Below are 25,132 nucleotides of genomic sequence, written 5' to 3' on the forward strand. Positions count from 1 at the left end.
CAGTCCCGCGCGGACCGGCTCGCACCCAGGACACGCCACGTCGGCGCGTGCTGTTGTGCGGGCCGGTCCGCGCACTTACGCTGCGGTGACTCCACGAACGGAAGGGCAGCGAATGTCCAAGCTCTCCACCTCTCAGCGCGCGACGGTCCGCGACGAGTTCCCGAACCTGGCGAAGGACGTCAAGACGTTCCCCGTCCGCGACGGGGAGGATCCCTGGACGCTCCCAGAGGTCTCCGAGCTCGCGGTGCTCCTCCTCGAGGACCGGGAGCGCTTCACGCGCGAGCTCGCGGCCGCGGACGCCGAGCTGAGCGACCTCCTGCGCAACTCCGGCGACGGCGCCGGTGACGACCAGGCGGACTACGGCTCGAGCGCCCTCGAGCGTGAGCAGGAGCTGACGCTGGTGAACAACCTGCGCGACCTGCTCGCACAGACGACCCACGCGATCGGGCGCATCCGCAACGGCACGTACGCCACCTGCGAGATCACCGGGGCGCCCATCGGCAAGGCGCGGCTCCAGGCGTTCCCGCGAGCCACCCTGTCCGTGGAGGCGAAGGCGCGCGAGGAACGGCGCTGACCGTAGAATCGGGCGCGATGTCCTCCACGCCCGCCGGTCACGACCCGGCTTCCGCTGTCCCTGACGACGACGCTCCGGCCGCCGATCGGACGTCCTCGCGGCGTCGTCGGCTCGGTACCTGGGCACTCGCCCTCGCAGCGGTGGTACTCGTGGTGGACCAGCTCACCAAGTGGTGGGCGCTGAGCGCGCTGACCGTGGGTGAGCGGATCGACCTGGTGGGCGACCTGCTCGGACTGTCCCTCGTGTTCAACGACGGGGCAGCACTGTCGATCGGGTCCGGGTACACGGGCGTCCTGACGGTCGTGGTGGTCGTCGTCGTGGTGGTGATCCTGCGCGCGATCCGCAGGATCGGCTCGGTCGGGTGGGCCGTCGCGCTGGGGCTGCTGCTCGGCGGTGCGGTCGGCAACCTGCTCGACCGGCTCTTCCGCGAACCAGGGTTCGCCCGCGGGCACGTGGTGGACATGATCGCCTATGCCGACTTCTTCGTCGGGAACGTGGCCGACATCGCCATCGTGGTCGCGGCAGGCCTGATCGTGGTGCTGTCCTTCCGTGGCATCGCGCTCGACGGCACCCGGCACGAGGAGCAGGGCCGCGGCAAGGACGAGGCCGACGCGGACGCCCCGCCCCGCACGGACGAGGACCGTCCCTGATGGCGCTGAGGACGCTGCCCGTGCCGGACGGTCTGGCCGGCGAGCGCGTCGACGTGGCCCTCGGGCGGATGCTCGGCTTCTCGCGCACGCAGGCCGCCGAGCTGGCTGCGAGCGGCGCCGTGCACCTCGACGGCCGGGAGGTCGGCAAGTCGGACCGCGTCACCCCCGGCGGCTGGCTCGAGGTCGACGTCCCGGAGGCGCCGTCGTCGACGCCGGTGGTCGCCGAGCCCGTGGAGGGCATGGCGATCGCCTACGAGGACGACGACGTCGTCGTGATCGACAAGCCGGTCGGCGTGGCCGCCCACCCGTCGCCGGGATGGACCGGACCGACGGTGGTCGGGGCGCTCGCTGCGGCGGGGTACCGGGTGTCCACCTCGGGGGCCGCGGAGCGCCAGGGCATCGTGCACCGGCTGGACGTGGGCACGTCGGGCCTCATGGCGGTCGCCAAGAGCGAGGCCGCCTACACCGGTCTGAAGCGCGCCTTCAAGGAGCGCACGGTCGACAAGGTTTACCACGCCCTGGCGCAGGGGCACCCGGAACCCACGACGGGCACGATCGACGCCCCGATCGGCCGGCACCCCCACCACGACTACCGGTTCGCCGTCGTGGCCGACGGCAAGCCGTCGGTGACGCACTACGAGGTCCTGGAGATGCTGCCGGCCGCGTCCCTGGTCGAGGTGCACCTGGAGACCGGGCGGACCCATCAGATCCGCGTGCACCTGTCGGCCCTGCGCCACCCGCTGGTGGGCGACCTCACCTACGGGGCCGACCCGGTGCTGGCCTCGAAGGTCGGGCTCGAGCGTCAGTGGCTGCACGCCATGCGGCTCGCCTTCGACCACCCCGTGACCGGCGGGCGCGTCGAGGTCACCAGCGAGTACCCGGCCGACCTGCAGGACGCTCTCGAGGTCGTGCGCGGCGCCTACTCCTGACCGTCAGGCCGACTCGCGGACCACCACGTAGGCCGGGTCGTCCGGCCACGGCGGGGAGACGAGACCGTCGAGCGCGGCCAGCACGACGGCCGCCAGGTGCTCCGACTGCGGGGTGACCGGCTGGGCGACGGTGGTCAGGGTCGGTGCGGCCACGGCGGCTGCGGGGGAGTCGTCGACCCCGATCACCGCCAGGCTCTCGGGCACGCCGAGCCCGGCGACCCGGGCGCCGGCCAGCACGGCCAGCGCCACCTCGTCGTTGTAGGCCGCCACGGCCGTGACGCCGTCCCGGTGCCAGCGGCGGACGGCGTCGGTGGCGGGTTCGTCCGTCCGCACCGCGGTCCGTCCTGGCCGCGGCAGCCCTCGGTCGGCGCAGGCGTCCTGGACGCCGGTGTACCGGGCGTCACCGAACCGGCGGAGCCGGTCGTCCGTGGTCGTGGCGAACGCCACGGACCGGTGCCCGCGGGCGGCGAGATGGTCGACCTGCAGTGCCGCGAGGTCGTGCTGGGACCGGTCGAACGCCCCGGCGTCGGCGGGCTCGACGGGTCCCACGACGGTGATCCCCGCCTGCTGCATCGCGCGCGCGTCGTCGGCGGCGAACGGGGCCAGCCCGACGACCGCCTGCGGCGTCACGGCCCGCCACAGGTCGCTCAGGGCGCGCGAGTCGCGGTGGTGGTGGACGAGCACGAAGAGCCCGCGTTCCGCGAGCACGTCGGTCAGATGGTCCAGCAGGGAGTCCACGACCGGACCGGTGGGCCAGTCGGGCAGCACGCAGACCACCAGGTCGCTGCGACCGCGCCGCAGCGTGCGTGCGGCCGCCGACGGCGCGTAGCCGAGCTGCGCGGCGGTCTCCCGCACGTGCCGGCGGGTCGCCTCCGAGACCGACGCCCCCGGGGTGTCGTTGAGGACGTAGCTGACGGTGGTACGAGAGACCCCCGCGGCACGGGCGACGTCGGTGCTCGTCACTGAGCCCACGGATCCTCCTCCTGCGACCGGACGTTGGGCAGCACTGTACTGGGCCGCGCGGCGCGGCCGGGAGGTGTCACCCGCGGGACCTAGACTCGTGGCCATGTCGGACGCCGCTGCACCCCCCGGACCTGCCTCCACCGCAGAGAAGGCGGACGACTTCGTCCACCTCCACGTCCACACCGAGTACTCGATGCTGGACGGCGCGGCACGGATGAACGACCTGTTCACCGAGGTCGCCCGGCTGGGCCAGAAGGCCATCGCGATCACCGACCACGGGTACCTGTTCGGAGCGTTCGACTTCTGGAGCACGGCGCAGAGGTTCGGGGTCAAGCCGATCATCGGCGTCGAGGCGTACGTCACGCCGGGCACCAGCCGTCACGACCGCACCAAGGTCCTGTGGGGGGACCAGAACCAGCGGCGCGACGACGTCTCCGCCGGTGGCGCGTACACCCACATGACGCTGTGGGCCCGCGACAACGTCGGGATGCACAACCTCTTCCGCGCGTCGTCGCTGGCCTCGCTCGACGGTCAGATGGGCAAGTGGCCGCGCATGGACCGCGAGCTGCTGGAGACGTACTCCGAGGGACTGATGGCCACCACGGGCTGCCCCTCGGGAGAGGTGCAGACGCGGTTGCGGCTCGGTCAGTGGGACGAGGCCGTGCGGGCGGCCGGCGAGCTCCAGGACCTGTTCGGCAAGGAGAACTACTTCGTCGAGCTGATGGACCACGGGATCGAGATCGAGTCCCGCACCTCCAAGGACCTGCTGCGCCTGGCCGAGCACATCGGTGCACCGCTGGTGGCCACGAACGACCTGCACTACACCAAGCAGGAGGACTCCCACGCGCACGAGGTGCTGCTCGCGGTGAACTCCGGATCGACCCTCGACGAGCCCACGTACGACCAGGGCGGGAGCCGGTTCGCGTTCAGCGGCGACACCTTCTACGTGAAGTCCGGGGCGGAGATGCGCCGGCTCTTCGCCGAGATGCCCGAGGCGTGCGACAACACGCTGCTCATCGCCGAGCGGTGCGAGGTGTCCTTCGACACCGGCGCGAACTACATGCCGAACTTCCCGGTGCCCGAGGGCGAGGACGAGATCTCCTGGTTCGTCAAGGAGGTCGAGCACGGGCTGCACCGGCGCTACCCTTCCGGCATCCCGGACGAGGTGCGCAAGCAGGCGCAGTACGAGACCGAGGTCATCATCCAGATGGGCTTCCCGGGGTACTTCCTCGTGGTCGCCGACTTCATCAACTGGGCCAAGGAGCAGGGCATCCGGGTAGGCCCTGGCCGTGGGTCCGCGGCGGGCTCCATGGTGTCCTACGTGATGGGCATCACCGAGCTCGACCCGCTGGAGCACGGGCTGATCTTCGAGCGGTTCCTCAACCCGGAGCGCGTCTCGATGCCCGACGTCGACGTCGACTTCGACGAGCGCCGGCGCTCCGAGGTCATCCGGTACGTGAGCGACAAGTACGGCGACGACCGCGTGGCGATGATCGTCACGTACGGCTCCATCAAGGCGAAGCAGGCGCTCAAGGACGCCTCGCGCGTGCTGGGCTTCCCGTTCGCGATGGGGGAGAAGCTCACCAAGGCGATGCCGCCGCCCGTCATGGGCAAGGACATCCCGCTGTCGGGGATCTTCGACCCGTCCCACGAGCGCTACTCGGAGGCGGCGGAGTTCCGGCAGATGCACGACGCGGACCCCGAGGCGCAGCGCGTCGTGGAGACGGCACGCGGCATCGAGGGCCTCAAGCGGCAGTGGGGGGTGCACGCGGCCGGCGTCATCATGTCGAGCGAACCGTTGATCGACGTCATCCCGATCATGCGCCGGCCCCAGGACGGCGCGGTCATCACGCAGTTCGACTACCCGACGTCCGAGGGCCTCGGCCTGATCAAGATGGACTTCCTCGGCCTGCGCAACCTGACGATCCTGGACGACGCGCTCGAGAACATCACGATGAACGGCAAGGACGCCGTGGAGATCGAGCACGTGCCGCTCGACGACGTCGACACCTACGCCCTGCTCGCCCGCGGTGAGACGCTCGGCGTGTTCCAGCTCGACGGCGGGCCGATGCGCTCGCTGCTGCGGCAGATGCGCCCGGACAAGTTCGACGACCTGTCGGCCGTCATCGCGCTGTACCGCCCCGGCCCGATGGGCATGAACTCGCACGTCAACTACGCGCTGCGCAAGAACGGCCTGCAGAAGATCGAGCCGATCCACCCCGAGACGGCCGAGCCCCTGTCGGAGGTGCTCGACGAGACGTACGGCCTGATCGTCTACCAGGAGCAGGTGCAGCGCGCCGCCCAGATCCTCGCGGGCTACTCGCTCGGTCAGGCGGACCTGCTGCGCCGCGCCATGGGCAAGAAGAAGCCCGAGGTGCTGGCCAAGGAGTTCGTGAACTTCGAGGCCGGCTGCAAGGAGCGCGGCTACTCCGACGCGGCGATCAAGGCGGTGTGGGACGTGCTGGTGCCGTTCGCCGGGTACGCCTTCAACAAGGCGCACTCGGCGGGCTACGGGCTGGTGGCCTACTGGACGGCGTACCTCAAGGCGAAGTACCCCACCGAGTACATGGCCGGCCTGCTGCAGTCGGTGCGGGACGACAAGGACAAGATGGCGCTGTACCTCGGCGAGTGCCGCCGGATGCGCATCACGGTCCTGCCGCCCGACGTCAACGAGTCGGCGGCGAAGTTCACGGCCGTCGGCGACGACATCCGGTTCGGGCTGACGGCCGTGCGCAACGTCGGGGCCAACGTGGTCTCGGCGATCATCGCCGCCCGGGAGGAGCACGGCGACTTCACCTCGTTCACCGACTTCCTCGACAAGGTGCCCGCGGTCGTCTGCAACAAGCGCACCATCGAGTCGCTCATCAAGGCCGGGGCGTTCGACTCGCTCGGGCACCCGCGGCGCGCCCTGCTCGTCGTCCACGAGCAGGCGGTGGACTCGGTGATCTCCGTCAAGCGCAAGGAGGCCGAGGGGCAGTTCGACCTGTTCGCCGACCTCGGCGGGGGCGGCGACGACCCGGTGACCTTCGCCGTCGAGGTGCCGGACCTGCCGGACTGGGACAAGAAGCAGCGTCTCGCGTTCGAGCGGGAGATGCTGGGGCTCTACGTCTCGGACCACCCGCTGTCGGGCATGGAGCACGTCCTCGCCCGGGCGGCCGACACCTCGATCGCGTCGTTGGTCGCGGACGAGGGCCGGCCGGACGGCTCGTCGGTCACCGTCGCCGGGCTGCTGACCTCGGTGCAGCGCAAGATGAGCAAGAACGGCAACCCGTGGGCGGCCGTGACGATCGAGGACCTGGAGGGCTCGGTCGAGGTGATGTTCTTCGGCGAGACCTACCTGGCGTACTCGACGGTCCTCGCCGAGGACCAGGTGGTCACGCTCAAGGGCCGCGTGCGGCGCCGTGACGAGCAGATGCAGCTCCAGGCGCAGGAGGTCACGCTGCCCGACACCTCGGCCGTGGCCGACGCGCCGGTCCAGGTGACCGTGCCGCACACACGCTGCGTCGAACCGGTCATGGTGCGGCTGCGCGAGGTGCTGGTGTCGCACCCCGGACCGGCCGAGGTCCACGTGCACGTCGCCGAACCCGGCAAGAAGACGGTCGTGCGGGCCGCCGACCGGCTGCGCGTCGAGAAGTCGCCGGCGCTGTTCGGCGACCTCAAGGCGCTGCTCGGACCGAGCTGCCTGTCATGACCGGGTCCGACGACGGCAGCGCCGACCACCGGTTCCGGGTGGTCCCGGCCGCGTACGTCCTGCTGCGACGTGAGGGGCAGGTCCTGCTGCAGCTGCGGGCCGGCACGGGGTTCATGGACGGGTACTGGGCCGCCGGTGCGGCCGGTCACGTCGAGGCCGGGGAGTCCGTGCTGGAGGCCGCGGTCCGCGAGGCGCGCGAGGAGCTCGGCGTGACGGTGGGCCCGGCGGACCTCGAGCCGCTGACGGTCGTGCACCGGGGGGAGCCCGGTGGTCCTGCGCTCGAGCAGCGCGTGGACTTCTTCTTCGCGACGACCCGGTGGCAGGGGGAACCGGCGCTGCAGGAGGCGGACAGGGCCGCGGACCTGCGCTGGTTCCCGTTCGTGCACCTGCCGGACCCCGTCGTGCCGCACGAGCTCGCGGTGCTGCGTGCCCTGCACGACGGCGACGTCCCGCGGGTGATCACCCTCGGCTTCGGCGACCCGGGCGACGGCGCGTAGGCTCACGCAGGTGATCCGTCTCAACCCCGAGCAGCTCGTCTTCGTCACCGAGCGCCACCTGGCCACCCTGACCACCCTGCGCGCCGACGGCACGCCGCACGTGGTCCCGGTGGCCTTCACGTGGGACGCCGAGCAGGGCGTGGCGCGCGTCACGGCACGGCGGACGTCGGTCAAGGCCCGTAACGCGGGCCGCCGCGGGCCGGACGGGCAAGCCCCGCGGGCCGCCCTCTGCCAGGTCGACGGCGGCCGCTGGATGACGCTCGAGGGGACGGTCGAGGTGGTCGAGGACCCCGACGAGGTCGCCGAGGCCGTGCGTCGCTACGCCACCCGGTACAGGCAGGTCGAGTACGACCCCCGCCGGATCGTGCTGCGGCTCACACCCGACCACGTCATGGCGTCGGCCTACATGTCCTCCTGAACGACCACGGCGGTCTGGTCGCCCTCGGGTCCCGCGACGGTCACGCGGGCACCGGCTCGCAGCTGGCGGCCGCGCCGGGTCTCGGTCTCGCCGTCGACGCGCACGTCGCCGTCGGCCACGAGGTCGCGGGCGTGGTTGCCCGACTCGGCGAGCCCTGCCAGCTTGAGGAACTGGCCGAGCCGGATGACGTCGTCGCGGATGGGGACCTCGAGGGGGGTGTCCATCCGTCCATCCTCCCAGGCCGCTGCCGGCCGCGGTCGCGGGTGCGCGTGGCGCGGGGTCCTGAGGGTGGACCGCAGGGAGAGGCTCGGCGGCGATCTCCTAGACTGGAGCGGTGATCCGACGCATCGATCTTCGCGGGCAGGTCCTGTCCCGTTCCGAGCTGCTGCAGGTGCTGCCGCGCCCCGAGGTGGGCGTGGAGCAGGCGGTCGACGCCGTGGCTCCCGTCCTGGCGGACGTCCGTTCCCGCGGTGGTGCCGCCCTGCGCGACCTGGCCGAGCGCTTCGACGGGGTGCGGCCACAGCATCTGCGGGTGCCGGCCGCCGCGCTCGACGAGGCGCTCGCGGGCCTCGACCCGGTCGTCCGTGCGGCTCTCGAGGAGGCGGTGGTGCGGGTGCGTGCCGTGCACGCCGACCAGCTGCCCGGCGAGCACACGACGGTGCTGGCCGACGGCGCCGAGGTACGGCAGCGGTGGATCCCGGTGCAGCGGGTCGGCCTCTACGCGCCCGGGGGCCTGGCCGTCTACCCGTCGTCGGTCATCATGAACGTGGTCGCCGCCCAGGAGGCCGGCGTCCCCGAGCTGGCGGTGGCCTCCCCGCCGCAGAAGGATTCCGGCGGGCTGCCGCACGCGACCATCCTCGCGGCCTGCGCCCTGCTCGGCGTCGACGAGGTGTACGCGGTCGGGGGAGCGCAGGCCGTGGCGATGTTCGCCTACGGGGCGACCGGGAGCGAACCGGCCGACGGCGAGGTGCTGTGCGAGCCCGTCGACGTCGTGACCGGCCCCGGGAACGTCTACGTCGCGGCGGCCAAGCGCCTGGTGCGGGGCGTCGTCGGGATCGACGCGGAGGCCGGCCCGACCGAGATCGCGGTGCTGGCCGACGACTCCGCCGACCCCGGGCACGTGGCGCTCGACCTCATCAGCCAGGCCGAGCACGACCCGATGGCGGCGTCGGTGCTCGTCACGCCGTCCGTGGAGCTCGCCGGTGCGGTGGAGTCCAAGCTGGTGGACCTGGCGGAGGCGACCAAGCACACCGCCCGGGTGACGACGGCGCTCGCGGGTCCGCAGTCGGCCGTGGTGGTGGTCGACGACCTCGACCAGGGGCTGGCGGTGGTGGACGCCTACGGTGCCGAGCACCTGGAGATCCAGACCGTGGGCGCTGCCGAGCTGGCTCAGCGGGTGCGTTCGGCGGGGGCCATCTTCGTGGGGCCGTACTCGCCGGTCTCCCTCGGTGACTACATGGCCGGCTCCAACCACGTGCTGCCCACGGGGGGCACGGCGCGCTTCGCCAGCGGTCTGGGGGTCCACGCGTTCCTGAGGTCGGTGCAGGTGGTCGACTACTCGCGCGAGGCCCTGGCGGAGGTCGCCGAGCGCATCGTCGCCGTGGCGAACGACGAGGACCTGCCCGCCCACGGCGAGGCGGTGCGCGGGCGGTTCTGAGCCGCCTGGTCGGTGGCTGTCACAGGCCCGCGGCGTCGGCGAGGCGGTCGACGGCGTCGGCCACGTCGGGCCCGAACATCACCGGGTCGTTGTGGTCGGCGCCGGGCAGCGCGAGACGCTCGGCGAGCCGGGGTGCGGCCTCGGCCACCGCGTGGCTCTGGTCCGGCGGGACCACCGAGTCGGCGTCACCGTGCACGACGGTGACCGGCACCTGAGCGGCGGCGACGTGCTCGCGCACCTCGTAGCGGTCGCGCAGCAGGCTCCGGACGGGCAGCACGGGATAGTGGTGCTCGCCGACGTCGGCGAGCGAGGTGAAGGGCGAGCGCAGCACGAGCCCGGCCCCGGGATCCTCGGTGTGGAGCCGGGCCACCACCGCGGTGCCCAGCGACTCGCCGAGGTAGACGGTGCGCTGCGGCGGGTACCCGCGGTCGTCGAGCGCCTCCAGCGCGGCGAGCGCGTCGGCGTGCAGGCCGTCGGCGGACGGTGACCCCGGGTTGCCGCCGTAGCCGCGATACTCCAGCAGCAGCACCGCGAACCCGCGGTCGGCGAGGCGCTGAGCGAGACCGGTGCGGCCGAGCCGGTTGCCGCCGTTGCCAGGGGCCATGAGCACGGCGGCGTCGCGTGCCGTGGCGCCGGCCGGCACGAACCACGCGGTGAGCTCCAGCCCGTCGTCGGTCCGGAGCGTGACGTCCTCGCCGCCGTCGAGGACGGAGGCTGCGGGACCGGGGTCGGTGCGGTCGGGGTGGTAGACGAGCAGGTCCTGCCCCCACCAGACCAGGGCGAGCAGGAGCGCGCCGACGGCGACCAGGGCGACGAGGCCGCCCAGCGCCCGGCGCCTCCACGGGGACGTGGTCGTGTCCATCCGTCCATCGTCGCCGATCGGTCGCTCGGTCCAGAAATACTGTGCCAAGCGCGCCGCCTCGTGGGTCCGCTGTCAGCGCGGGGTGCGAGCATGGGCACGTGCCCCCGCCGTCCTCCGCGCCACCCCGCATCGACCCGCTCGTCGTCGGCGGGATCGTCGGCACCACGACGTTCCGTCGGGCACAGGGATATCAGCGCGCGGGAGCCGTCGTCTCCTGGCGGTGGGAGGCCGAGACGCTGGTCCTGACGTCCCAGGTGGGGGGCAGCGGCCCGCGGCCGTACGCCTGTCGGGTGTGGTTCGACCTCGACGCCGCGGGACGGTACGCGTTCGTGGACTCCTCCTGCTCGTGCCCGGTGGGCGTCGACTGCAAGCACGTCGCCGCCACGCTCCTGCACGTCGGACCGCACGGCGTGGCCGGGCCGCGGGCACCGGCACCGGACGACACGGGGTGGCGCAGCCGGCTCGCCGCGGTGACCGGACGCTCGACCCCGACGGCGGCGCCACCGTCGGGCGCGGCCCTGCCCGTCGCGCTCCGCTTCCGCCTGGACGGGGCGTTCGGCGACGCCGACCCCGGCCTGTCGGTGCGACCGGTGGTCCCCGCCCGCAACGGGGGGTGGAAGACGGCGCCCGAGGCGAGCTGGGACGCCCTCGCCCGTGGCCTCTACGCGTTCGCCGACGTCAGGGCGACGCCGACGCCGCCGGTGCGGCGATGGTTCGCCGACCTCGGCGCCGCGCTGCAGGACGGCACGTCCCGGCCGCGGGAGGCCTGGCGGCCGCTGGCGACGGGAGGCCGAGGTCTCTGGCCGTTGCTGGCCGAGGCCGCGGAGCTGCGCATCCCTCTCGTCGGGCACGGCCACCAGGACGAGGTCGTCCTGGCGGGGGCCGCGACGGTACGGCTCGAGGTCTCGGCCTCGGACACGGGGGTCCGGCTGGCGCCCGTGGTCTCCCTCGACGGCGTCGACGTCGGGAGCGCCGCGCAGCTCGGCGTGGTCGGGGACACCGGCCTGTTCGCCGCCGAGCCCGGGTCCGGCCGCACGACGCTCCGCCTCGGCCCGGCACCGCGTCGGCTCGGCGACGGGGTGCGTGAGCTCGTCACCCTCGGCCCCACGGAGGTGCCGGCGTCAGACGTCGACGAGCTCTTCGCCGAGCACCTGCCGGCGCTGCGGCGGACCGTCCGCGTGGTCCCGGACGGCAGCGTCGAGCTGCCCGAGAACCCTCGCCCCCGGCTCGTCGCCACGACCCGGTTCGCCTCGCCCGAGCAGGCCGAGCTGACCTGGGGCTGGCACTACCCGCGGGGTGACGGGGGTCCGTGGACCGTCCCGCTCGACGGTGCCCGGCTCGACCCGGCGCGAGACCCCGAGGCGGAGTCCGAGATCCGCGCCAAGGCCACCTCCGCCGTCCGCGGCGTGGTGGGCTTCGAACGGTTCGAGCCCGAGGCCCACCACCGGTTCACCGGGCTCGACGCCCTCGACCTCGCGCACGACGTGCTGCCCGCGCTCGCCGCGGCCGGGGTCGTCCTCGACGGCGACCCGGCGCCCGACTACCACCACCTCGACGGCCCGGCCCGGGTGGTGGTCGACGGGGCGCCGTCCGGCGGCTCGGACTGGCTCGACCTCGGTGTGTCGGTGACCGTCGGCGGCAGGGAGATCCCGTTCACCCGACTCTTCACCGCGCTGTCCCAGGGACGCAAGCGCCTGCTCCTGGTCGACGGCTCCTGGATGATGCTGAACCAGCCGTCGCTCGGGCGCCTGCGATCGCTCATCGAGGAGGCGACGGCGCTCAGCGACAAGCCCGGTCGGCTGCGGGTCAGCGGCTACGACGCCCAGCTCTGGGGCGAGCTCGAGGACCTCGCCGACGACGTCCGCGTCCCGGAGCGCTGGCACCGCACGGTGTCGGGGCTGCGAGAGCTGGCCGACGGCCGGCGCACCCCGGAACCGCTCGAGGCGCCGGACGGGTTGCGGGCCGCGCTGCGGCCCTACCAGCACCAGGCGTTCGAGTGGCTGACGTTCCTGTGGCGGCACGGGCTCGGCGGGATCCTCGCCGACGACATGGGGCTGGGCAAGACGATCGAGACGCTGGCCTTCCTCGAGCACGTCCGCGCCGAGAGCGCGGCCACGCACGACGTCACGTCCCCACCTCCGTTCGTCGTGGTGGCACCGGCGTCCGTGGTCGGCAACTGGGTGGACGAGGCCGCGAGGTTCACCCCGGGACTCACCGTGGTCGCGATGACCGCGACGACGAAGAAGCTCGGCCGCGGCCTCGCCGACGTCGCCCGGGACGTGGACGTGCTGGTCACCTCCTATGCCGTCTACCGGTTGGAGTTCGAGGCGTTCGCCGGCCTGGAGTGGTCCGGCCTGATCCTCGACGAGGCCCAGTTCGCGAAGAACCCGCGCACCCGCGCGAACCAGATGGCGCGGCGCCTCGACACACCGTTCAAGCTCGCGATCACCGGCACGCCGATGGAGAACAACCTCACCGAGCTGTGGGCGATGCTCGCGATCGTGGCCCCGGGCCTGTACCCGTCGCTGCACCGGTTCCGGGCCGAGACCGTCCGGCCGGTCGACGCCGCGGCGCAGGACGACGACCCGGCGGTCGTCGCGGCCGGCAACCGTGCGCTCGCACGTCTCCAGCGGCGCATCCGGGCACTCATGCTGCGCAGGACGAAGGAGCAGGTGGCGCCCGAGCTGCCGGAGCGGCAGGAACAGGTGCTGAGGGTGCCGCTGTCGCCGGACCACCGGCGCGTCTACGACACCCACCTGCAGCGCGAGCGCCAGCGGCTGCTCGGGCTGCTGACGGACTTCGAGGCGAACAAGGCCGCGATCTTCCGCTCGTTGACGACCCTGCGCCGGCTCGCCCTCGACGCCTCGCTGGTCGACCCCGCGTACGCCGGCGTGGGGTCCGCCAAGCTCGACGTGGTCGTCGACCAGCTCGTCGAGATCGCGGCCGAGGGCCACCGCGCGCTCGTCTTCTCCCAGTTCACGTCGTTCCTGCGACGGGTCGAGGAGCGATGCGCCGCAGCGGGTGTGGCGACGGTCTACCTCGACGGGAGCACCCGTGACCGCCCGGCGGTCATCCGGAGCTTCAAGCAGGGGCGGGCGCCGGTGTTCCTCATCAGCCTCAAGGCGGGTGGGTTCGGTCTCAACCTCACCGAGGCCGACCACGTCTACCTGCTCGACCCGTGGTGGAACCCGGCAGCGGAGGCCCAGGCGATCGACCGCACGCACCGCATCGGCCAGACCCGTCACGTCGTGGTCACCCGGCTGGTCGCGGCCGACACCATCGAGGAGAAGGTCATGGCTCTCGCGCAGCGCAAGGCCGCTCTCTTCGACGCCGTCGTGGACGACGACGCCGGGGCGTTCGCCGGGGCGCTCGCGGCCGACGACGTGCGCGGCCTGCTGGAGGCCTAGGGCGGACCTCGGACCGAGCCGCCACGGCCGGGAGCGACGCGTCAGCGCGTCCCCAGGACGAACGGGTGGACCGCGGCGGCCCCGGCCTGGCGCAGGAGCCGTGCCGCGACCGCGAGCGTCCAGCCCGACTCCGTCCAGTCGTCCACCAGCAGGATCGTGCGTCCGGGCAGGCCCGAGAGGGCGGCCTCACCGAGCTCGAGCCGCAGGCGCCGGGCGACACCGGCGAGGCGCATCGCCGAGTTCACGTCGTGCCGGCCGGGTTCCTCCTCGCCCGGCGCCGGACCCACCGCACCGATCATCGGCACGCCCAGGTACGCCGCGAGGCCGGTCGCCAGGTGGTAGGTGAGCTGCGGTCGGGTCACCGATCGCACCGCCACGACCCCCTCGATGCGCAGCGGTCGTCCGGCATCGCCCGGCCTGATGTCGCCGTCCGGGTCCGCCGAGTCCTGCGTGTCGTCCGGGACCCGGATCGCGTCCCAGTCGTCCAGCACCCGCGCCGCGGCGGTGCGCAGGGCGACCGGGGTCTCGCCGTCAGGGGTCGTGGGGGCGAACAGCTCACGAACCGGTCCTGACCATCCCAGGCCGTCGAACCGGGCCACGGCCCGCCCGGGCTCGGCGCGCTCGGCCTCGGGGATCTTCCCCTTCATGTCCAGCCCGAGCGTCGCCAGCCCGGAGGGCCACATCTTGCGGGGCTCGACCTCCACTCCGGGACGGTCCATCTCGGAGCGCGCCTCGGCCACCGACTCCGAGGAGGGCGGCGGGGGCAGCAGCACGCCGCCGCACCTGTCGCACCTCCCGCACGTCCATCCGTCCGGGAGGGCGGGGTCGTCGAGCTGCGCCCGCAGGTAGCGCATCCGGCAGCCGTCGGTCGCCACGTAGTCGAGCATGGCCTGCGCCTCGACGCGCCGGGTCTCGGCCACCCGCTCGTAGCGGGCGGCGTCGTACACCCACTCGACGCCCGTGGCGACCCAGCCGCCCTTGACCCGTCGGACGGCACCGTCGACGTCGAGCACCTTGAGCATCGACTCCAGGCGGGAACGCTTCAGGTCCACCCGCGTCTCCAGCGCTGCCGTCGAGACGGTGCCGCCCTCGTCGGCCAGCGCGGCGAGGGTGGCGCGCACCTGCGCCTCGGCGGGAAAGGCCTGGGAGCCGAACCATTCCCAGATGGCCTTGTCCTCGTGCCCGGGCAGCAGCACGACCACCGCGGAGTCCACCCCACGGCCGGCACGTCCGACCTGCTGGTAGTACGCGATGGGCGACGACGGTGCCCCGAGGTGGACGACGAACGACAGGTCGGGCTTGTCGAAACCCATGCCGAGCGCCGACGTCGCGACCAGGGCCTTGACGCGGTTCTCCTTGAGGTCCTCCTCGAGCTGGGCGCGCAGCGTCGGGTCCGTGCGACCGGTGTACGCCGCCACGGCGAGCCCTGCGGAGCGCAGCTGCGAGGCGACCTCGTCGGCCGCGGACACCGTGAGGCAGTACACGATCCCGGAGCCGTCGATCTCCTGCAGCGCCTCCACGAGCCAGGCGACGCGGGTCGGCTGGTCGCCGAGCTCGAGCACCGCCAGGTGCAGGGACTCCCGGTCCAGGCCGCCGCGCAGCACGAGCACCTCGTCCGAGGAGGCCATGGCGCCGTCCACGGCGGCGACGCCGCCGCCGTCGTGCCCGCCCGTCCTGACCGCCAGCTGTTCGGCGACGTCGCGGGTGACACGCTCGTTCGCCGTCGCGGTCGTGGCGAGCACCGGGATGCCCGGTGGCAGGTCTGCGAGCAGGGTGCGGATGCGCCGGTAGTCGGGGCGGAAGTCGTGGCCCCAGTCCGAGATGCAGTGGGCCTCGTCGATCACGACGAGGCCGGCGTCGGCCGCCAGCCGGGGGAGCACCTCGTCCCGGAACGCGGGGTTGTTGAGGCGCTCGGGCGAGCACAGCAGCACGTCGACCTCACCGGCGGCGATCCCGGCGTGCACCTGGTCCCACTCGGTGACGTTCGAGGAGTTGATCGTCACCGCGCGGATGCCGGCGCGCGCGGCGGCGGCGATCTGGTCGCGCATCAGTGCCAGCAGCGGCGAGACGATCACCGTCGGCCCGGCACCCCGGGCCCGCAGCAGGCTGGTGGCGACGAAGTACACGGCCGACTTGCCCCACCCGGTGCGCTGCACCACCAGGGCTCGGCGGTGGAAAGCCACCAGTGCCTCGATGGCGCTCCACTGGTCGTCACGCAGCTCGGCGTCGTCGCGCCCGACGAGCGCCCGCAGGGACTCGGTCGCCTGCTCGCGCAGCGTGCCCCCGGCACCTCCCGCGGTGTCCATCAGACCGCGCAGCATGGCGAGCTTGGCGCGCTTGGCCGCGTCGTCGTGCGCGGTCGGGGCGGGCATGTCAGGGGCCGGTGGAGGAGCGTCGTGGGGTGGTGGGACGTCGTCGGGCGGGGGAGCGTCGTCGGGTGGTGGGACGTCGTCGTCGGTCCAGGTGGGCACGAGGTCGGCGTACGGGTCGTCCGAGGAGGTCACCCTGTGATCGTAGGGGGAACCGGCGACATGCCGCGGGCTGTCTCCACAGGGGTCAGCGGGCCTGCTCGCGGACCAGCGCGATGGTGGACGCGACGACGGCGACGAGCTCTGCGGCCGCGGCGACGAGCTCGGTGGTGCCCACGACCTGCGTCGTGATCCCCAGCAGGTCCGAGGTGGCCGAGGCGACGAAGGCGAGCAGCGTGGCGGCCCCGAAGATGATGCCGCCCACCAGCGGGAGCCAGTGCCGCCAGGTCAGGAGCAGCACCGCCAGGACGACGCCGCTGATCGCGTTGACGAGGAACAGCGGCCCCACCAGCGGGATGTCGTCGTAGCCGCGGGTCCACAGCACCAGGTGCACCAGCGCCGAGACGACCACCCCGGCCGCAGCCAGGGACCGCCACACCCACGAGGGGGCGACGGCGGGTCGCCCGTGTGCCGCTGGCACCTTCGGTGTGGGTGCGTCCATGATGGACATGCTGCCACCGAGTTCACCCTGCGTCACCACCGAGGAGCTCCATGACCGAGACGATCCGCACTCCTGAGGCGTCGACCGCACGAGGCTGTTCCCGCCGACAGCTGCTGCGCCGCGCCGGCGTGGCCGCCGGGACCGTCGCCGGTGCGGGGGTCCTGGCAGCCTGCGCCGAGGGGGCCGACCCGGCGGCATCGGTCAGCGAGGCCTCCGGCTCCGGGGCGGGCGAGTTCGTGGTGGCCCTGTCGGACGTCCCGGTCGGCGGCGCGGTGAGCGCCGAGGTCGCCGGCGTGGCCGTGCTGGTCACCCAGCCCGTCGAGGGCGAGGTCCACGTCTTCAGCGCGGTCTGCACGCACCAGGGCTGCACGGTCACCCCGGGTGACGGCGAGCTCGAGTGTCCCTGCCACCGGTCGGTCTTCACGCTGACCGACGCCGCGGTCGTCTCCGGACCCGCCCCCGAACCCCTCGGTGAGATCGCGGCCGAGATCGTCGACGGCGAGGTCGTCGTGGCCTGACCGTCCGGCCGTCGGCCGCTCGGCAGCTCCGTGACCTGCGCCGTCGTCGGCGGCACGACCCGCGCCGGCGCCTCGTGGATCGCGGTGTCGCGGTACCCGCGACGAGGCAGGCCCGAAGGGTTCGTAGACTGGTGCGGTGACCACCCCCGACGCTCCGGCCCTGCCGCTGCGCCCCGAGCTCGCCGACGAGGTGCCCTACGGTGCACCGCAGCTCGACGTGCCCGTCCGGCTCAACGTCAACGAGAACCCCTACGCGCCGTCCGACGACGTCGTGGCGACCATCGCCGAGCACGTCGCGCACGCCGCGCGCGGGCTCAACCGGTACCCCGACCGCGACTTCGACGCGCTGCGCGACGACCTCGCGCAGTACCTGGCCGTGGAGTCGGGGGTCCACCTCCACCGGTCGCAGCTGTGGGCGGCCAACGGGTCGAACGAGGTCATGCTGCACCTGCTGCAGGCGTTCGGCGGGCCCGGCCGCACGGCCGTGTCGTTCGCGCCGACGTACTCGATGTACCCCGAGTACGCGCGCGACACGCACACCCGCTGGGTGACCGGCCGCCGCGCCGAGGACTTCACGATCGACACCGCCGAGGCGGTCGGGCTCGTCGAGACGGAGCGGCCGTCGGTGATCCTCCTGGCCAGCCCGAACAACCCCACCGGCACGGCCCTGGACCTCACCACGATCCGGGCGGTGCTGGACGCGGCGGCGCGGATCCCCGCCGTCGTCGTCGTCGACGAGGCCTACGCCGAGTTCCGGCGCGCGGGCACCCCGTCGGCCCTGGAGCTGCTCGACCGCTACCCGCACCTGGCTGTGACGCGCACCATGTCCAAGGCGTTCGCCGCCGCCGGGCTGCGCCTGGGCTACCTCGCCGCCTCCACGGAGCTCGTGGACGCGCTGCGGGTGGTGCGGCTGCCGTACCACCTGTCCGCCGTCACCCAGGCGACGGCGCGTGCGGCGCTCTCGCACCGGGACTCGCTGCTCGCCCAGGTGGCGGACCTGCGTGCGGGGCGGGACGACCTCGTGGGATGGTTGCGCGCGCAGCGTGTCGACGGCCGGCCGCTGCAGGTGGCCGACAGCGACGCCAACTTCGTGCTGTTCGGCACCTTCGACGACCGGCACGCCGTCTGGCAGGGGCTGCTCGACCGCGGTGTGCTCATCCGCGAGACCGGCCCGGAGGGCTGGTTGCGGGTCTCGGTGGGGACACCGGGGGAGACCCAGGCGTTCAAGGACGCGTTGACCGACGTGATCGGAGAGAAGTGATGGAAGACCGCACCGCGCGCGTGGAGCGCGCCACGAGCGAGTCGAACGTGGTCGTCGAGGTGAACCTCGACGGCAGCGGGCGCACCGACGTCTCGACCACCGTGCCCTTCTTCGACCACATGCTCACCGCCCTCGGCAAGCACTCCCTCATCGACCTCACCGTCAGGGCGACGGGCGACACCCACATCGACGCCCACCACACCGTCGAGGACACCGCCATCGTGCTCGGCGAGGCGCTCGAGCAGGCGCTCGGGGACAAGCGCGGCATCTCCCGCTTCGGCGACGCGCTGGTGCCGCTCGACGAGGCGCTCGCCCAGGCCGTCGTCGACGTCTCGGGCCGCCCGTACCTCGTCCACTCCGGCGAGCCCGCGGGCCAGGAGTACCACCTCATCGGCGGGCACTTCACCGGGTCGCTCACCCGGCACGTGCTCGAGTCGATCGCCCACCACGCGAACATCTGCCTCCACGTGCGGGTCCTGGCCGGCCGTGACCCGCACCACATCGTCGAGGCGCAGTTCAAGGCCCTGGCCCGCGCGCTGCGGGCCGCCGTCGCGCGGGACCCCCGCGTCGACGGCATCCCGTCGACCAAGGGAGCGCTGTAGCGTGCCCATCCACCCTGAACCCGACCTGCCCGAGGTCCCCGACGACCTCGAGATCCCGGACGACCTGTCCGGGCTGAGCGGGTCGCAGGACCCGGACATCGCGGTGCTCATCACCCAGGTGGCGGCGGCCGAGCCGCTGGCCGCCGCCTGCGTGCTCGCCGACGTGGAGGTCGACGCCGTCCCGACGCCCGTCGGGGCGCTCGCGGTGCTGCGTGACCGCGCGGACGACGCGCCCCGCCGCGCCGCGGAGACGATCTCCCAGCTGGTCACCGGTGTGCCCCTGATCCTCGTCACACGCCACGGCGAACAGCTCACCTGCCGCCGCTTCGCCGACGGCGTCGAGGACGGTGAGCTGCCGGCCGGCCTCGTGCTCGGCGGGGCCCCCGACGCCCTCGAGGACCTGCTGACCGGTCACGTGACGCTCGACGACCTGCCCGGTGTCGTGCCCTCGTCGGGCATCGGACGCCTGAAGGCCGTGCGGATGCTGTCCCAGGTCTCCCGCAAGGCACGGAGGAAGAAGGGATGACGGAAGCGCCCGACCTGCTGCCCGACGGCGGCGCCGCGGCCGAGCTCAACGCACGCCCCTCCGCACGGCCCGCAGCGGGCGGCCGTCCGAGGGTCGTGGTGCTCGACTACGGCTTCGGGAACGTGCGCTCCGCGGTCCGCGCCCTGGAGCGGGTCGGTGCCGACGTCGAGCTCACGGCGGACCGACGCACCGCGATCGAGACCGACGGGCTCGTGGTGCCCGGGGTGGGCGCGTTCGCCGCGTGCATGGAAGGACTGCGTGCCGTCGGCGGTGACCAGGTCGTCGACCGTCGCCTCGCCGGGGGGCGGCCGGTCCTGGGCGTCTGCGTCGGCATGCAGGTGATGTTCGGCGCGGGCGTCGAGCACGGGGTCCGGGCCGACGGGCTGGGCGAGTGGGCCGGCGTCGTCGACCGGCTCGAGGCGCCGGTGGTCCCCCACATGGGCTGGTCCGCCGTCGAGCCCGCGGAAGGCTCCACGCTCTTCCGGGGCGTCGAGCACGAGCGCTTCTACTTCGTGCACTCCTACGCCGCGCAGACCTTCACCCAGGGCCACGACGACGCGGCGGACCCGCGGTACACGCCGCCACGCGTCACCTGGGCGTCGCACGGCCCGGAAGGTTCAGCGGCTCGGTTCGTCGCGGCCGTCGAGGACGGCCCGCTGTCCGCCACGCAGTTCCACCCCGAGAAGTCCGGCGACGCCGGCGCCACCCTGCTCGAGAACTGGGTGCGGTCGCTCTGAGGCGACCCCGCACCCACCCCGCCACACGACTGGAGACCTGACGCATGACCGAACGACTCGTGCTGCTGCCCGCCGTCGACGTCGCCGACGGCCAGGCCGTCCGCCTCGTCCAGGGCGAGGCCGGATCGGAGACCTCGTACGGCGACCCGCGCGCCGCCGCGCTCGACTGGCAGGCCGGAGGTGCCGAGTGGATCCACCTGGTGGACCTCGACGCCGCGTTCGGTCGCGGCTCGAACGCCGAGCTCCTCGCGAGCGTCGTGGCGGAGGTCGACGTGCAGGTCGAGCTCTCCGGCGGCATCCGGGACGACGCCTCGCTGGAGCGTGCGCTCGCCACGGGTGCCCGGCGGGTCAACATCGGCACGGCCGCGCTCGAGGACCCGGAGTGGACCGCCCGTGTCATCGCCGAGCACGGGGACAAGGTCGCCGTGGGCCTGGACGTGCGGGGGACCACCCTCGCCGCTCGCGGCTGGACGCAGGAGGGCGGCGACCTGTGGGAGGTCCTCGCCCGTCTCGACGACGCCGGGTGCGCCCGCTACGTCGTCACCGACGTCACCAAGGACGGCACGCTGCGGGGGCCGAACGTCGAGCTGCTGCGCGAGGTCGCCGCACGCACCCCCGCCAAGGTGGTGGCCTCCGGGGGCATCTCGTCGCTGGCGGACCTCGAGGTGCTGCGCGGGCTCACCGGCGACGGCGTCGAGGGCGCTGTGGTGGGCAAGGCGCTGTACGCGGGCGCGTTCACCCTGCCCGAGGCGCTCGACGTCGCGGGTCGCCCATGAGGTCCATCCAGCCGACCAGCCAGTTCGCCGGCGACGACGGCTCGGCCGACCCGGAGCTCGCCCGACGCCTCGAGGGCCTGCAGGCGGGCACCACCCCCCTGCGGGACGTCGTGGCCCGCCTGGCCGAGACGCGCGTGCTGGTGCCGGTGCTCGCCGAGCTCGAGGCCACCGGCACCGTCTCGCACGACGGTGTCGAGCACACCGTCGACAAGGAGGCCTCCTCCGGCGTCGTCGCGCTGGAGTCCGCCGACGGCCGCCGCGCCCTGCCGGTCTTCACGTCGGTGGCGGCGATGCAGGCCTGGCGTGCCGACGCCCGCCCGGTCCCTGTCGAGGCAGCCCGGGCCGCGTTGTCCGCGGTGAACGAGAAGTGGTCGCTGCTCGTCGTCGACCCTGCCGGGCCCGTGACGGCGCTCGTGCCACGCCCGGCGGTGTGGGCGCTGGCGCAAGGGGTCGAGTGGCGCCCGGCGCTCGTGGCGACGGACGACGGGATGGAGGTCGACGCCGAGGTGGCCCGCGCCATCGGCGACGCCGCCGCGCCGGTCCAGCACGTCGTGCGGGCGTCCGCCGAACCCGGTCGCCAGGCCGAGGTGGCTGTCGTGCTGGCGATCGATCCTGGTCTGGACCGTGCCGGGCTGGACGTGGTCCTCGGCCAGGTCAACGCCCGCCTCGCTGCGGCGAAGGTCGTCGCCGACCGGGTGGACTCCCTCGAGCTCCGGATCGGCGCGGCCCGCTGACGGACGCCCGCGAGGGTCCTCAGCAGGGTTCGAGCGTGGTGAAGGCCGAGGCGTCGTCGAGCATCCCGCGCAGCGTGGACTGCGGCACCAGCAACGACCGGCCGTCGGTGGTCTTGGCGTAGACGACGCCGATGACGTCGCCGGCCTCGTCGAGAGCGGCAGAGCCCGAGGACCCGGGTTCGACCGGGGCGTCCGTGACGAGCACCTCGCCGAGGTTCTCGTGCAGGGGGTCGGTCGTGGTGCCGATGACGCTCCCCGCGGTGACGGTCAGACGACCTCCGGCCGGGTAGCCCACGACGGTGACCTCGTCACCCTGCTCGGGGTCGTCGTCGGCGAGCCGTGGGAACGACGGCAGCGGGTCCTCGGTCCGGACGACGGCGAGGTCGGCCAACGCGGCCGTGCTCGCTGCCGAGACGTCGAGGTCCCGACCGTCGTACGTGCTCACCTGCAGCGCGGACGAGTCGGCGACGACGTGCCGGTTCGTGATGAGCGTGTGCTCGTCGACGGCGAACCCGGAACCGGTCGACAGCGCGTCGCAGCCGACGTTGCGGATGCGTACCGCCATGCGTTGCACCGCGTCGAAGCCGTCAGGGGAGAGCTGGTCGGAGCCCTCGGCGGACAGCGACGGCGCCGCGAGGGTGGGGACGATGTCTTCCGGCACGGCGGGCGGCATCTCGGGCAGCGCGGCGCACCCACCCAGCAGGAGCCCTGCGGCGGTCGCGGCGACCGCCTGCCGCCACCCGGCAGACCTCACTGCGCCAGCTCCTGCTGCAGCTGGGTGTTCGCGTCGTTCGCCTCGTCGCACAGCCCTTCGACATCGGAGGCGAACCGTTCGAGGTCGTCGGGGTCGTACGAGTCGCGGTCCTCGAGGTAGCCGATGAGCTGCGACTGCGCGGCGGTGCACTGCCCGAGGGCGGTCGCCACGACGCCGGCCGCCTCGCTGACCCTGCGCTGGTAGTCGAGGTACTGCTGGCTGGCGACGTTCTCGTCACCGAGCTGGGCCTTCTCGTCGGCCAGGTCGGTGATCCGGGCGGTGGCCGTGTCGAGCTGCTCGCGGGCGGCGACCAGCTCGGCCGTGACCCCGTCGAGCTCCGACCGGAGCACCGCCACCTCTTCGGCGTACGCGTGCGCGTCGCTCTCCCACCGGGCGGCGTGCTCCTCCCAGGCCGTCGTGGCCTGCCAGAGATAGCCGGCGACGGCGATGGCCCCGAGGAGCAGGAGGGCCAGCACGACGGCCGTGACACGTGCGGCCCGACCGCGGCGACGGCCCGGCCGCCCCGGGGGTGGCGGCCCGGGGACGGCCTGCCTCGAGGTCGGCGCAGGTTCCCACGGTGCCGAGGACTGCGCCATGTCAGACGACGGAGCCCGTGTACTTCTCGCCGGGGCCCTCGCCGGGCTCGTCGGGGATCACCGAGGCCTCCCGGAAGGCGAGCTGGAGCGACCTGAGGCCGTCCCGCAGGGAGCGGGCGTGCTGGTTGCCGATGTCCGGGGCGGCAGCGGTCACGAGCGCGGCGAGCGCCGTGATGAGCTTGCGCGCCTCGTCGAGGTCGAGGTGCTCGGCGGAGTCCTCCTCCGCGAGGCCGCACTTGACGGCCGCGGCACTCATGAGGTGCACGGCGGCGGTGGTGATGACCTCGACGGCCGCGACGTCGGCGATGTCCCGGGTCGCTGCGCCGGCGTCGGGTGCTGCGCCGGGCTCGGTGGTGTGGCTCATGGGGTCCATCTTGGCACCTCTGCGGCGGACAGATGCCCGAGGCCGGGCCCGCGCACGGCGGGCCCGGCCTCGGGTGGGGGGTTCGCACCGGCGGGGGCCGGTGTCACGGGACGTCTGCCTCAGGCGGCGCTGGTGGCCGCCTGAGGCCGCGGTTCCGCTCCGGTCAGGCGGCGGCGACCTCGGTGCGGAGCTTGGCGCCCAGCTCGGCGTCGACGTTGGTCCAGTACTGGAAGAACCGCTCACGGATCTCGGCGATCGTGATGGCCCGGCCCTGGCCGGTCAGGGTCTCCAGGAAGCGCGCCCTGGCGGCGTCGTCGAAGACCTCGCGGTAGAGCGTGCCGGCCTGGCCGAAGTCGTCGTCCTCGGAGTGCAGGGTGTAGGCGGAGCGCAGCAGCTCGCCGTCGGTCTCCCAGCTGCCCTCGGAGGCGAGCGCCGGGTCCGCGGCCGGCCCACCGAACGAGTTCGGCGTGTAGACGGGGTGCTCGGGGCCGTTGAAGTGGTAAGCCATCGGGCCCTGGTGCATGTAGTTGCTCACCGGGGCGGCGTGCGGCTGGTTCACCGGCAGCTGGTTGAAGTTCGCGCCGATGCGGTGGCGGTGCGCGTCGTTGTACGCGAACACGCGGGCCATGAGCATCTTGTCCGGGGAGATGTCCGTGCCGGGCACCTGGTTGCCGGGGGAGAACGCGGCCTGCTCGATCTCCGCGAAGAAGTTGCGCGGGTTGCGGTTGAGCGTGAACGTCCCGACCTTGATCAGGGGGTAGTCCGCGTGCGGCCAGACCTTGGTCATGTCGAACGGGTTGAACCGGTAGGTCTTGGCGTCCTCGTACGGCATGACCTGGACCTTGACGTCCCACGAGGGGTGCTCGCCCCGCTCGATCGCCTCGTACAGGTCGCGGCGGTAGTAGTCGGCGTCCTCGCCGGCGATGCGCTCGGCGTCGGCGGGCGACATGTGCTCCACGCCCTGCTGGGAGATGAAGTGGTACTGCACCCAGAACCGCTCGCCGGCGGCGTTGATCCACTGGTAGGTGTGCGAGCCGTAGCCGTTGAGGTGACGCCAGGACTTCGACAGCCCGCGGTCGCCCATGAGGTAGGTCACCTGGTGGGCCGACTCCGGGGAGAGGGTCCAGAAGTCCCACTGCATGTCGGCGTCGCGCAGGCCGGAGGCACCGAGCCTCTTCTGCGAGTGGATGAAGTCGGGGAACTTCATCGCGTCGCGCAGGAAGAAGACCGGCGTGTTGTTGCCCACGACGTCGAGGTTGCCCTCGGTCGTGTAGAAGCGCAGGGCGAAGCCGCGCACGTCGCGCCAGGTGTCGGGCGAACCCTGCTCACCGGCGACGGAGGAGAAGCGCAGGACGGTCTCGGCCTTGGCCCCCGGCTGGAAGACCGCGGCGGAGGTGTACCGCGAGACGTCCTCGGTCACCTCGAACTCGCCGAAGGCGCCGCCGCCCTTGGCGTGGGGGTTGCGCTCCGGGACGCGCTCGCGGTTGAAGGAGGCGAGCTTCTCGACCAGGTACCGGTCGTGCAGGACGGTGGGGCCGTCGGGGCCGACGGTGAGGGAGTACTGGTCGCTGGTGACCGGCGTGCCGGTCTGCGTCGTCGTGAACGGGGTCGTCATGGACGTCCTTTCTCGGGGACTTCTGGGGGGT

Annotated in this window: 24 protein-coding genes; 15 read left to right on the forward strand and 9 right to left on the reverse strand. The window is 73.2% G+C overall.

Annotated elements, in window-relative coordinates; genetic code table 11:
* The first annotated feature begins 112 nt into the window (after positions 1 to 112).
* The 3 genes from HDG69_RS07515 to HDG69_RS07525 are packed head-to-tail and all read left to right on the forward strand — an operon-like array spanning position 113 to position 2,153.
* Entirely contained in the window at positions 113 to 574 is a 462-nt protein-coding gene (locus HDG69_RS07515; RefSeq protein ID WP_171783046.1) for a TraR/DksA family transcriptional regulator, read from the forward strand.
* Between the two features lie 17 nt (positions 575 to 591).
* The gene (gene lspA / locus HDG69_RS07520) at positions 592 to 1,224 is read left to right on the forward strand and encodes a signal peptidase II (protein WP_171783047.1); all 633 of its coding nucleotides are present in this window, start codon (positions 592 to 594) and stop codon (positions 1,222 to 1,224) included.
* On the forward strand, positions 1,224 to 2,153 hold the full coding sequence (locus tag HDG69_RS07525; protein ID WP_171783048.1) for an RluA family pseudouridine synthase: 930 nt from the start codon (positions 1,224 to 1,226) through the stop codon (positions 2,151 to 2,153). The genes lspA and HDG69_RS07525 overlap by 1 nt, the downstream gene beginning before the upstream one ends.
* Positions 2,154 to 2,156: 3 nt before the next feature.
* Here HDG69_RS07525 and HDG69_RS07530 read toward each other — a convergent pair whose 3' ends face one another.
* Entirely contained in the window at positions 2,157 to 3,125 is a 969-nt protein-coding gene (locus HDG69_RS07530) for a substrate-binding domain-containing protein (protein ID WP_171783049.1), read from the reverse strand.
* 94 nt (positions 3,126 to 3,219) lie between these two features.
* On the opposite strand from HDG69_RS07530, the gene dnaE reads away from it, so the two are divergent.
* The 3 genes from dnaE to HDG69_RS07545 are packed head-to-tail and all read left to right on the forward strand — an operon-like array spanning position 3,220 to position 7,722.
* On the forward strand, positions 3,220 to 6,807 hold the full coding sequence (gene dnaE, locus HDG69_RS07535) for a DNA polymerase III subunit alpha (protein WP_171783050.1): 3,588 nt from the start codon (positions 3,220 to 3,222) through the stop codon (positions 6,805 to 6,807).
* A complete protein-coding gene (locus HDG69_RS07540) occupies positions 6,804 to 7,304 on the forward strand; it encodes an NUDIX hydrolase (RefSeq protein WP_171783051.1) in 501 nt (166 codons plus the stop codon). Before dnaE ends, HDG69_RS07540 begins: the two co-directional genes overlap by 4 nt.
* 10 nt (positions 7,305 to 7,314) lie before the next feature.
* Positions 7,315 to 7,722, forward strand: a complete 408-nt coding sequence (locus tag HDG69_RS07545) for a TIGR03618 family F420-dependent PPOX class oxidoreductase (protein ID WP_171783052.1) — start codon at positions 7,315 to 7,317, stop codon at positions 7,720 to 7,722.
* Here the strand turns inward: HDG69_RS07545 and HDG69_RS07550 are convergent.
* Entirely contained in the window at positions 7,707 to 7,946 is a 240-nt protein-coding gene (locus HDG69_RS07550) for an RNA-binding S4 domain-containing protein (protein ID WP_171783053.1), read from the reverse strand. The two genes, HDG69_RS07545 and HDG69_RS07550, sit on opposite strands and share 16 nt — an antisense overlap.
* Positions 7,947 to 8,056: 110 nt before the next feature.
* Here HDG69_RS07550 and hisD point away from each other — a divergent pair, with 110 nt between their 5' ends.
* Complete coding sequence (gene hisD / locus HDG69_RS07555; RefSeq protein ID WP_171783054.1) at positions 8,057 to 9,379, forward strand: histidinol dehydrogenase; 1,323 nt, start codon at positions 8,057 to 8,059, stop codon at positions 9,377 to 9,379.
* A 19-nt stretch (positions 9,380 to 9,398) separates the two neighbouring features.
* Here the strand turns inward: hisD and HDG69_RS07560 are convergent, their stop codons facing one another.
* A complete protein-coding gene (locus HDG69_RS07560) occupies positions 9,399 to 10,241 on the reverse strand; it encodes an alpha/beta hydrolase (protein WP_171783055.1) in 843 nt (280 codons plus the stop codon).
* A gap of 98 nt (positions 10,242 to 10,339) precedes the next feature.
* Here HDG69_RS07560 and HDG69_RS07565 point away from each other — a divergent pair, with 98 nt between their 5' ends.
* Complete coding sequence (locus tag HDG69_RS07565) at positions 10,340 to 13,648, forward strand: SNF2-related protein (protein ID WP_171783056.1); 3,309 nt, start codon at positions 10,340 to 10,342, stop codon at positions 13,646 to 13,648.
* Between the two features lie 41 nt (positions 13,649 to 13,689).
* On the opposite strand, the gene HDG69_RS07570 is transcribed toward HDG69_RS07565, so the two are convergent.
* Both HDG69_RS07570 and HDG69_RS07575 read right to left on the reverse strand, forming a co-directional pair.
* A complete protein-coding gene (locus HDG69_RS07570; RefSeq protein WP_171783240.1) occupies positions 13,690 to 15,969 on the reverse strand; it encodes a RecQ family ATP-dependent DNA helicase in 2,280 nt (759 codons plus the stop codon).
* A 235-nt stretch (positions 15,970 to 16,204) separates the two neighbouring features.
* Positions 16,205 to 16,618, reverse strand: a complete 414-nt coding sequence (locus tag HDG69_RS07575; protein WP_171783057.1) for a hypothetical protein — start codon at positions 16,616 to 16,618, stop codon at positions 16,205 to 16,207.
* Between the two features lie 50 nt (positions 16,619 to 16,668).
* Between HDG69_RS07575 and HDG69_RS07580 the strand changes: the two genes are divergently transcribed.
* The 7 genes from HDG69_RS07580 to HDG69_RS07610 all read left to right on the forward strand — a co-directional run bounded on the left by HDG69_RS07580 (position 16,669) and on the right by HDG69_RS07610 (position 21,772).
* Positions 16,669 to 17,136: a QcrA and Rieske domain-containing protein gene (locus HDG69_RS07580; protein ID WP_171783058.1), complete on the forward strand. Its 468-nt coding sequence runs from the start codon at positions 16,669 to 16,671 to the stop codon at positions 17,134 to 17,136.
* Between the two features lie 136 nt (positions 17,137 to 17,272).
* Positions 17,273 to 18,397 (forward strand): histidinol-phosphate transaminase, encoded by a 1,125-nt coding sequence (locus tag HDG69_RS07585; protein WP_171783059.1) that lies wholly within the window; start codon positions 17,273 to 17,275, stop codon positions 18,395 to 18,397.
* A complete protein-coding gene (hisB, locus tag HDG69_RS07590; RefSeq protein ID WP_171783060.1) occupies positions 18,397 to 18,999 on the forward strand; it encodes an imidazoleglycerol-phosphate dehydratase HisB in 603 nt (200 codons plus the stop codon). The genes HDG69_RS07585 and hisB overlap by 1 nt, the downstream gene beginning before the upstream one ends.
* Position 19,000: 1 nt before the next feature.
* Positions 19,001 to 19,525, forward strand: a complete 525-nt coding sequence (locus HDG69_RS07595; protein WP_171783061.1) for a hypothetical protein — start codon at positions 19,001 to 19,003, stop codon at positions 19,523 to 19,525.
* Positions 19,522 to 20,262, forward strand: a complete 741-nt coding sequence (gene hisH, locus HDG69_RS07600; RefSeq protein ID WP_171783062.1) for an imidazole glycerol phosphate synthase subunit HisH — start codon at positions 19,522 to 19,524, stop codon at positions 20,260 to 20,262. The genes HDG69_RS07595 and hisH overlap by 4 nt, the downstream gene beginning before the upstream one ends.
* 44 nt (positions 20,263 to 20,306) lie before the next feature.
* Positions 20,307 to 21,038 (forward strand): bifunctional 1-(5-phosphoribosyl)-5-((5-phosphoribosylamino)methylideneamino)imidazole-4-carboxamide isomerase/phosphoribosylanthranilate isomerase PriA, encoded by a 732-nt coding sequence (gene priA, locus HDG69_RS07605; protein WP_171783063.1) that lies wholly within the window; start codon positions 20,307 to 20,309, stop codon positions 21,036 to 21,038.
* Positions 21,035 to 21,772 carry an SseB family protein gene (locus HDG69_RS07610; protein WP_171783064.1) on the forward strand — a complete coding sequence of 246 codons (738 nt, stop codon included), beginning with the start codon at positions 21,035 to 21,037 and terminating at the stop codon, positions 21,770 to 21,772. The genes priA and HDG69_RS07610 overlap by 4 nt, the downstream gene beginning before the upstream one ends.
* Before the next feature lie 19 nt (positions 21,773 to 21,791).
* On the opposite strand, the gene HDG69_RS07615 is transcribed toward HDG69_RS07610, so the two are convergent.
* The 4 genes from HDG69_RS07615 to HDG69_RS07630 form a co-directional block, all read right to left on the reverse strand.
* Positions 21,792 to 22,526 carry a trypsin-like peptidase domain-containing protein gene (locus tag HDG69_RS07615; protein WP_343036311.1) on the reverse strand — a complete coding sequence of 245 codons (735 nt, stop codon included), beginning with the start codon at positions 22,524 to 22,526 and terminating at the stop codon, positions 21,792 to 21,794.
* On the reverse strand, positions 22,523 to 23,002 hold the full coding sequence (locus tag HDG69_RS07620) for a hypothetical protein (protein WP_171783065.1): 480 nt from the start codon (positions 23,000 to 23,002) through the stop codon (positions 22,523 to 22,525). The genes HDG69_RS07615 and HDG69_RS07620 overlap by 4 nt, the downstream gene beginning before the upstream one ends.
* Positions 23,003 to 23,123: 121 nt before the next feature.
* Positions 23,124 to 23,486: a DUF1844 domain-containing protein gene (locus HDG69_RS07625; RefSeq protein WP_171783066.1), complete on the reverse strand. Its 363-nt coding sequence runs from the start codon at positions 23,484 to 23,486 to the stop codon at positions 23,124 to 23,126.
* Between the two features lie 163 nt (positions 23,487 to 23,649).
* On the reverse strand, positions 23,650 to 25,101 hold the full coding sequence (locus HDG69_RS07630) for a catalase (protein ID WP_171783067.1): 1,452 nt from the start codon (positions 25,099 to 25,101) through the stop codon (positions 23,650 to 23,652).
* Positions 25,102 to 25,132 lie beyond the last annotated feature (31 nt).

Origin of the sequence: Isoptericola halotolerans, from assembly GCF_013149785.1 — a bacterium.
Lineage (GTDB): Bacteria > Actinomycetota > Actinomycetes > Actinomycetales > Cellulomonadaceae > Isoptericola > Isoptericola halotolerans.

Excerpts from the sequence above, each read along its gene's own strand:
- HDG69_RS07610 (WP_171783064.1), top strand. The coding sequence starts at position 21,035 with ATGAGGTCCATCCAGCCGACCAGCCAGTTCGCCGGCGACGACGGCTCG.
- HDG69_RS07560 (WP_171783055.1), bottom strand. The coding sequence starts at position 10,241 with ATGGACACGACCACGTCCCCGTGGAGGCGCCGGGCGCTGGGCGGCCTC.
- dnaE (WP_171783050.1), top strand. The coding sequence starts at position 3,220 with ATGTCGGACGCCGCTGCACCCCCCGGACCTGCCTCCACCGCAGAGAAG.
- HDG69_RS07575 (WP_171783057.1), bottom strand. The coding sequence starts at position 16,618 with ATGGACGCACCCACACCGAAGGTGCCAGCGGCACACGGGCGACCCGCC.
- HDG69_RS07570 (WP_171783240.1), bottom strand. The coding sequence starts at position 15,969 with ATGCTGCGCGGTCTGATGGACACCGCGGGAGGTGCCGGGGGCACGCTG.
- hisH (WP_171783062.1), top strand. The coding sequence starts at position 19,522 with ATGACGGAAGCGCCCGACCTGCTGCCCGACGGCGGCGCCGCGGCCGAG.
- lspA (WP_171783047.1), top strand. The coding sequence starts at position 592 with ATGTCCTCCACGCCCGCCGGTCACGACCCGGCTTCCGCTGTCCCTGAC.
- HDG69_RS07550 (WP_171783053.1), bottom strand. The coding sequence starts at position 7,946 with ATGGACACCCCCCTCGAGGTCCCCATCCGCGACGACGTCATCCGGCTC.
- HDG69_RS07540 (WP_171783051.1), top strand. The coding sequence starts at position 6,804 with ATGACCGGGTCCGACGACGGCAGCGCCGACCACCGGTTCCGGGTGGTC.
- HDG69_RS07630 (WP_171783067.1), bottom strand. The coding sequence starts at position 25,101 with ATGACGACCCCGTTCACGACGACGCAGACCGGCACGCCGGTCACCAGC.
- HDG69_RS07515 (WP_171783046.1), top strand. The coding sequence starts at position 113 with ATGTCCAAGCTCTCCACCTCTCAGCGCGCGACGGTCCGCGACGAGTTC.
- HDG69_RS07580 (WP_171783058.1), top strand. The coding sequence starts at position 16,669 with ATGACCGAGACGATCCGCACTCCTGAGGCGTCGACCGCACGAGGCTGT.
- HDG69_RS07625 (WP_171783066.1), bottom strand. The coding sequence starts at position 23,486 with ATGAGCCACACCACCGAGCCCGGCGCAGCACCCGACGCCGGCGCAGCG.
- hisB (WP_171783060.1), top strand. The coding sequence starts at position 18,397 with ATGGAAGACCGCACCGCGCGCGTGGAGCGCGCCACGAGCGAGTCGAAC.
- HDG69_RS07525 (WP_171783048.1), top strand. The coding sequence starts at position 1,224 with ATGGCGCTGAGGACGCTGCCCGTGCCGGACGGTCTGGCCGGCGAGCGC.
- priA (WP_171783063.1), top strand. The coding sequence starts at position 20,307 with ATGACCGAACGACTCGTGCTGCTGCCCGCCGTCGACGTCGCCGACGGC.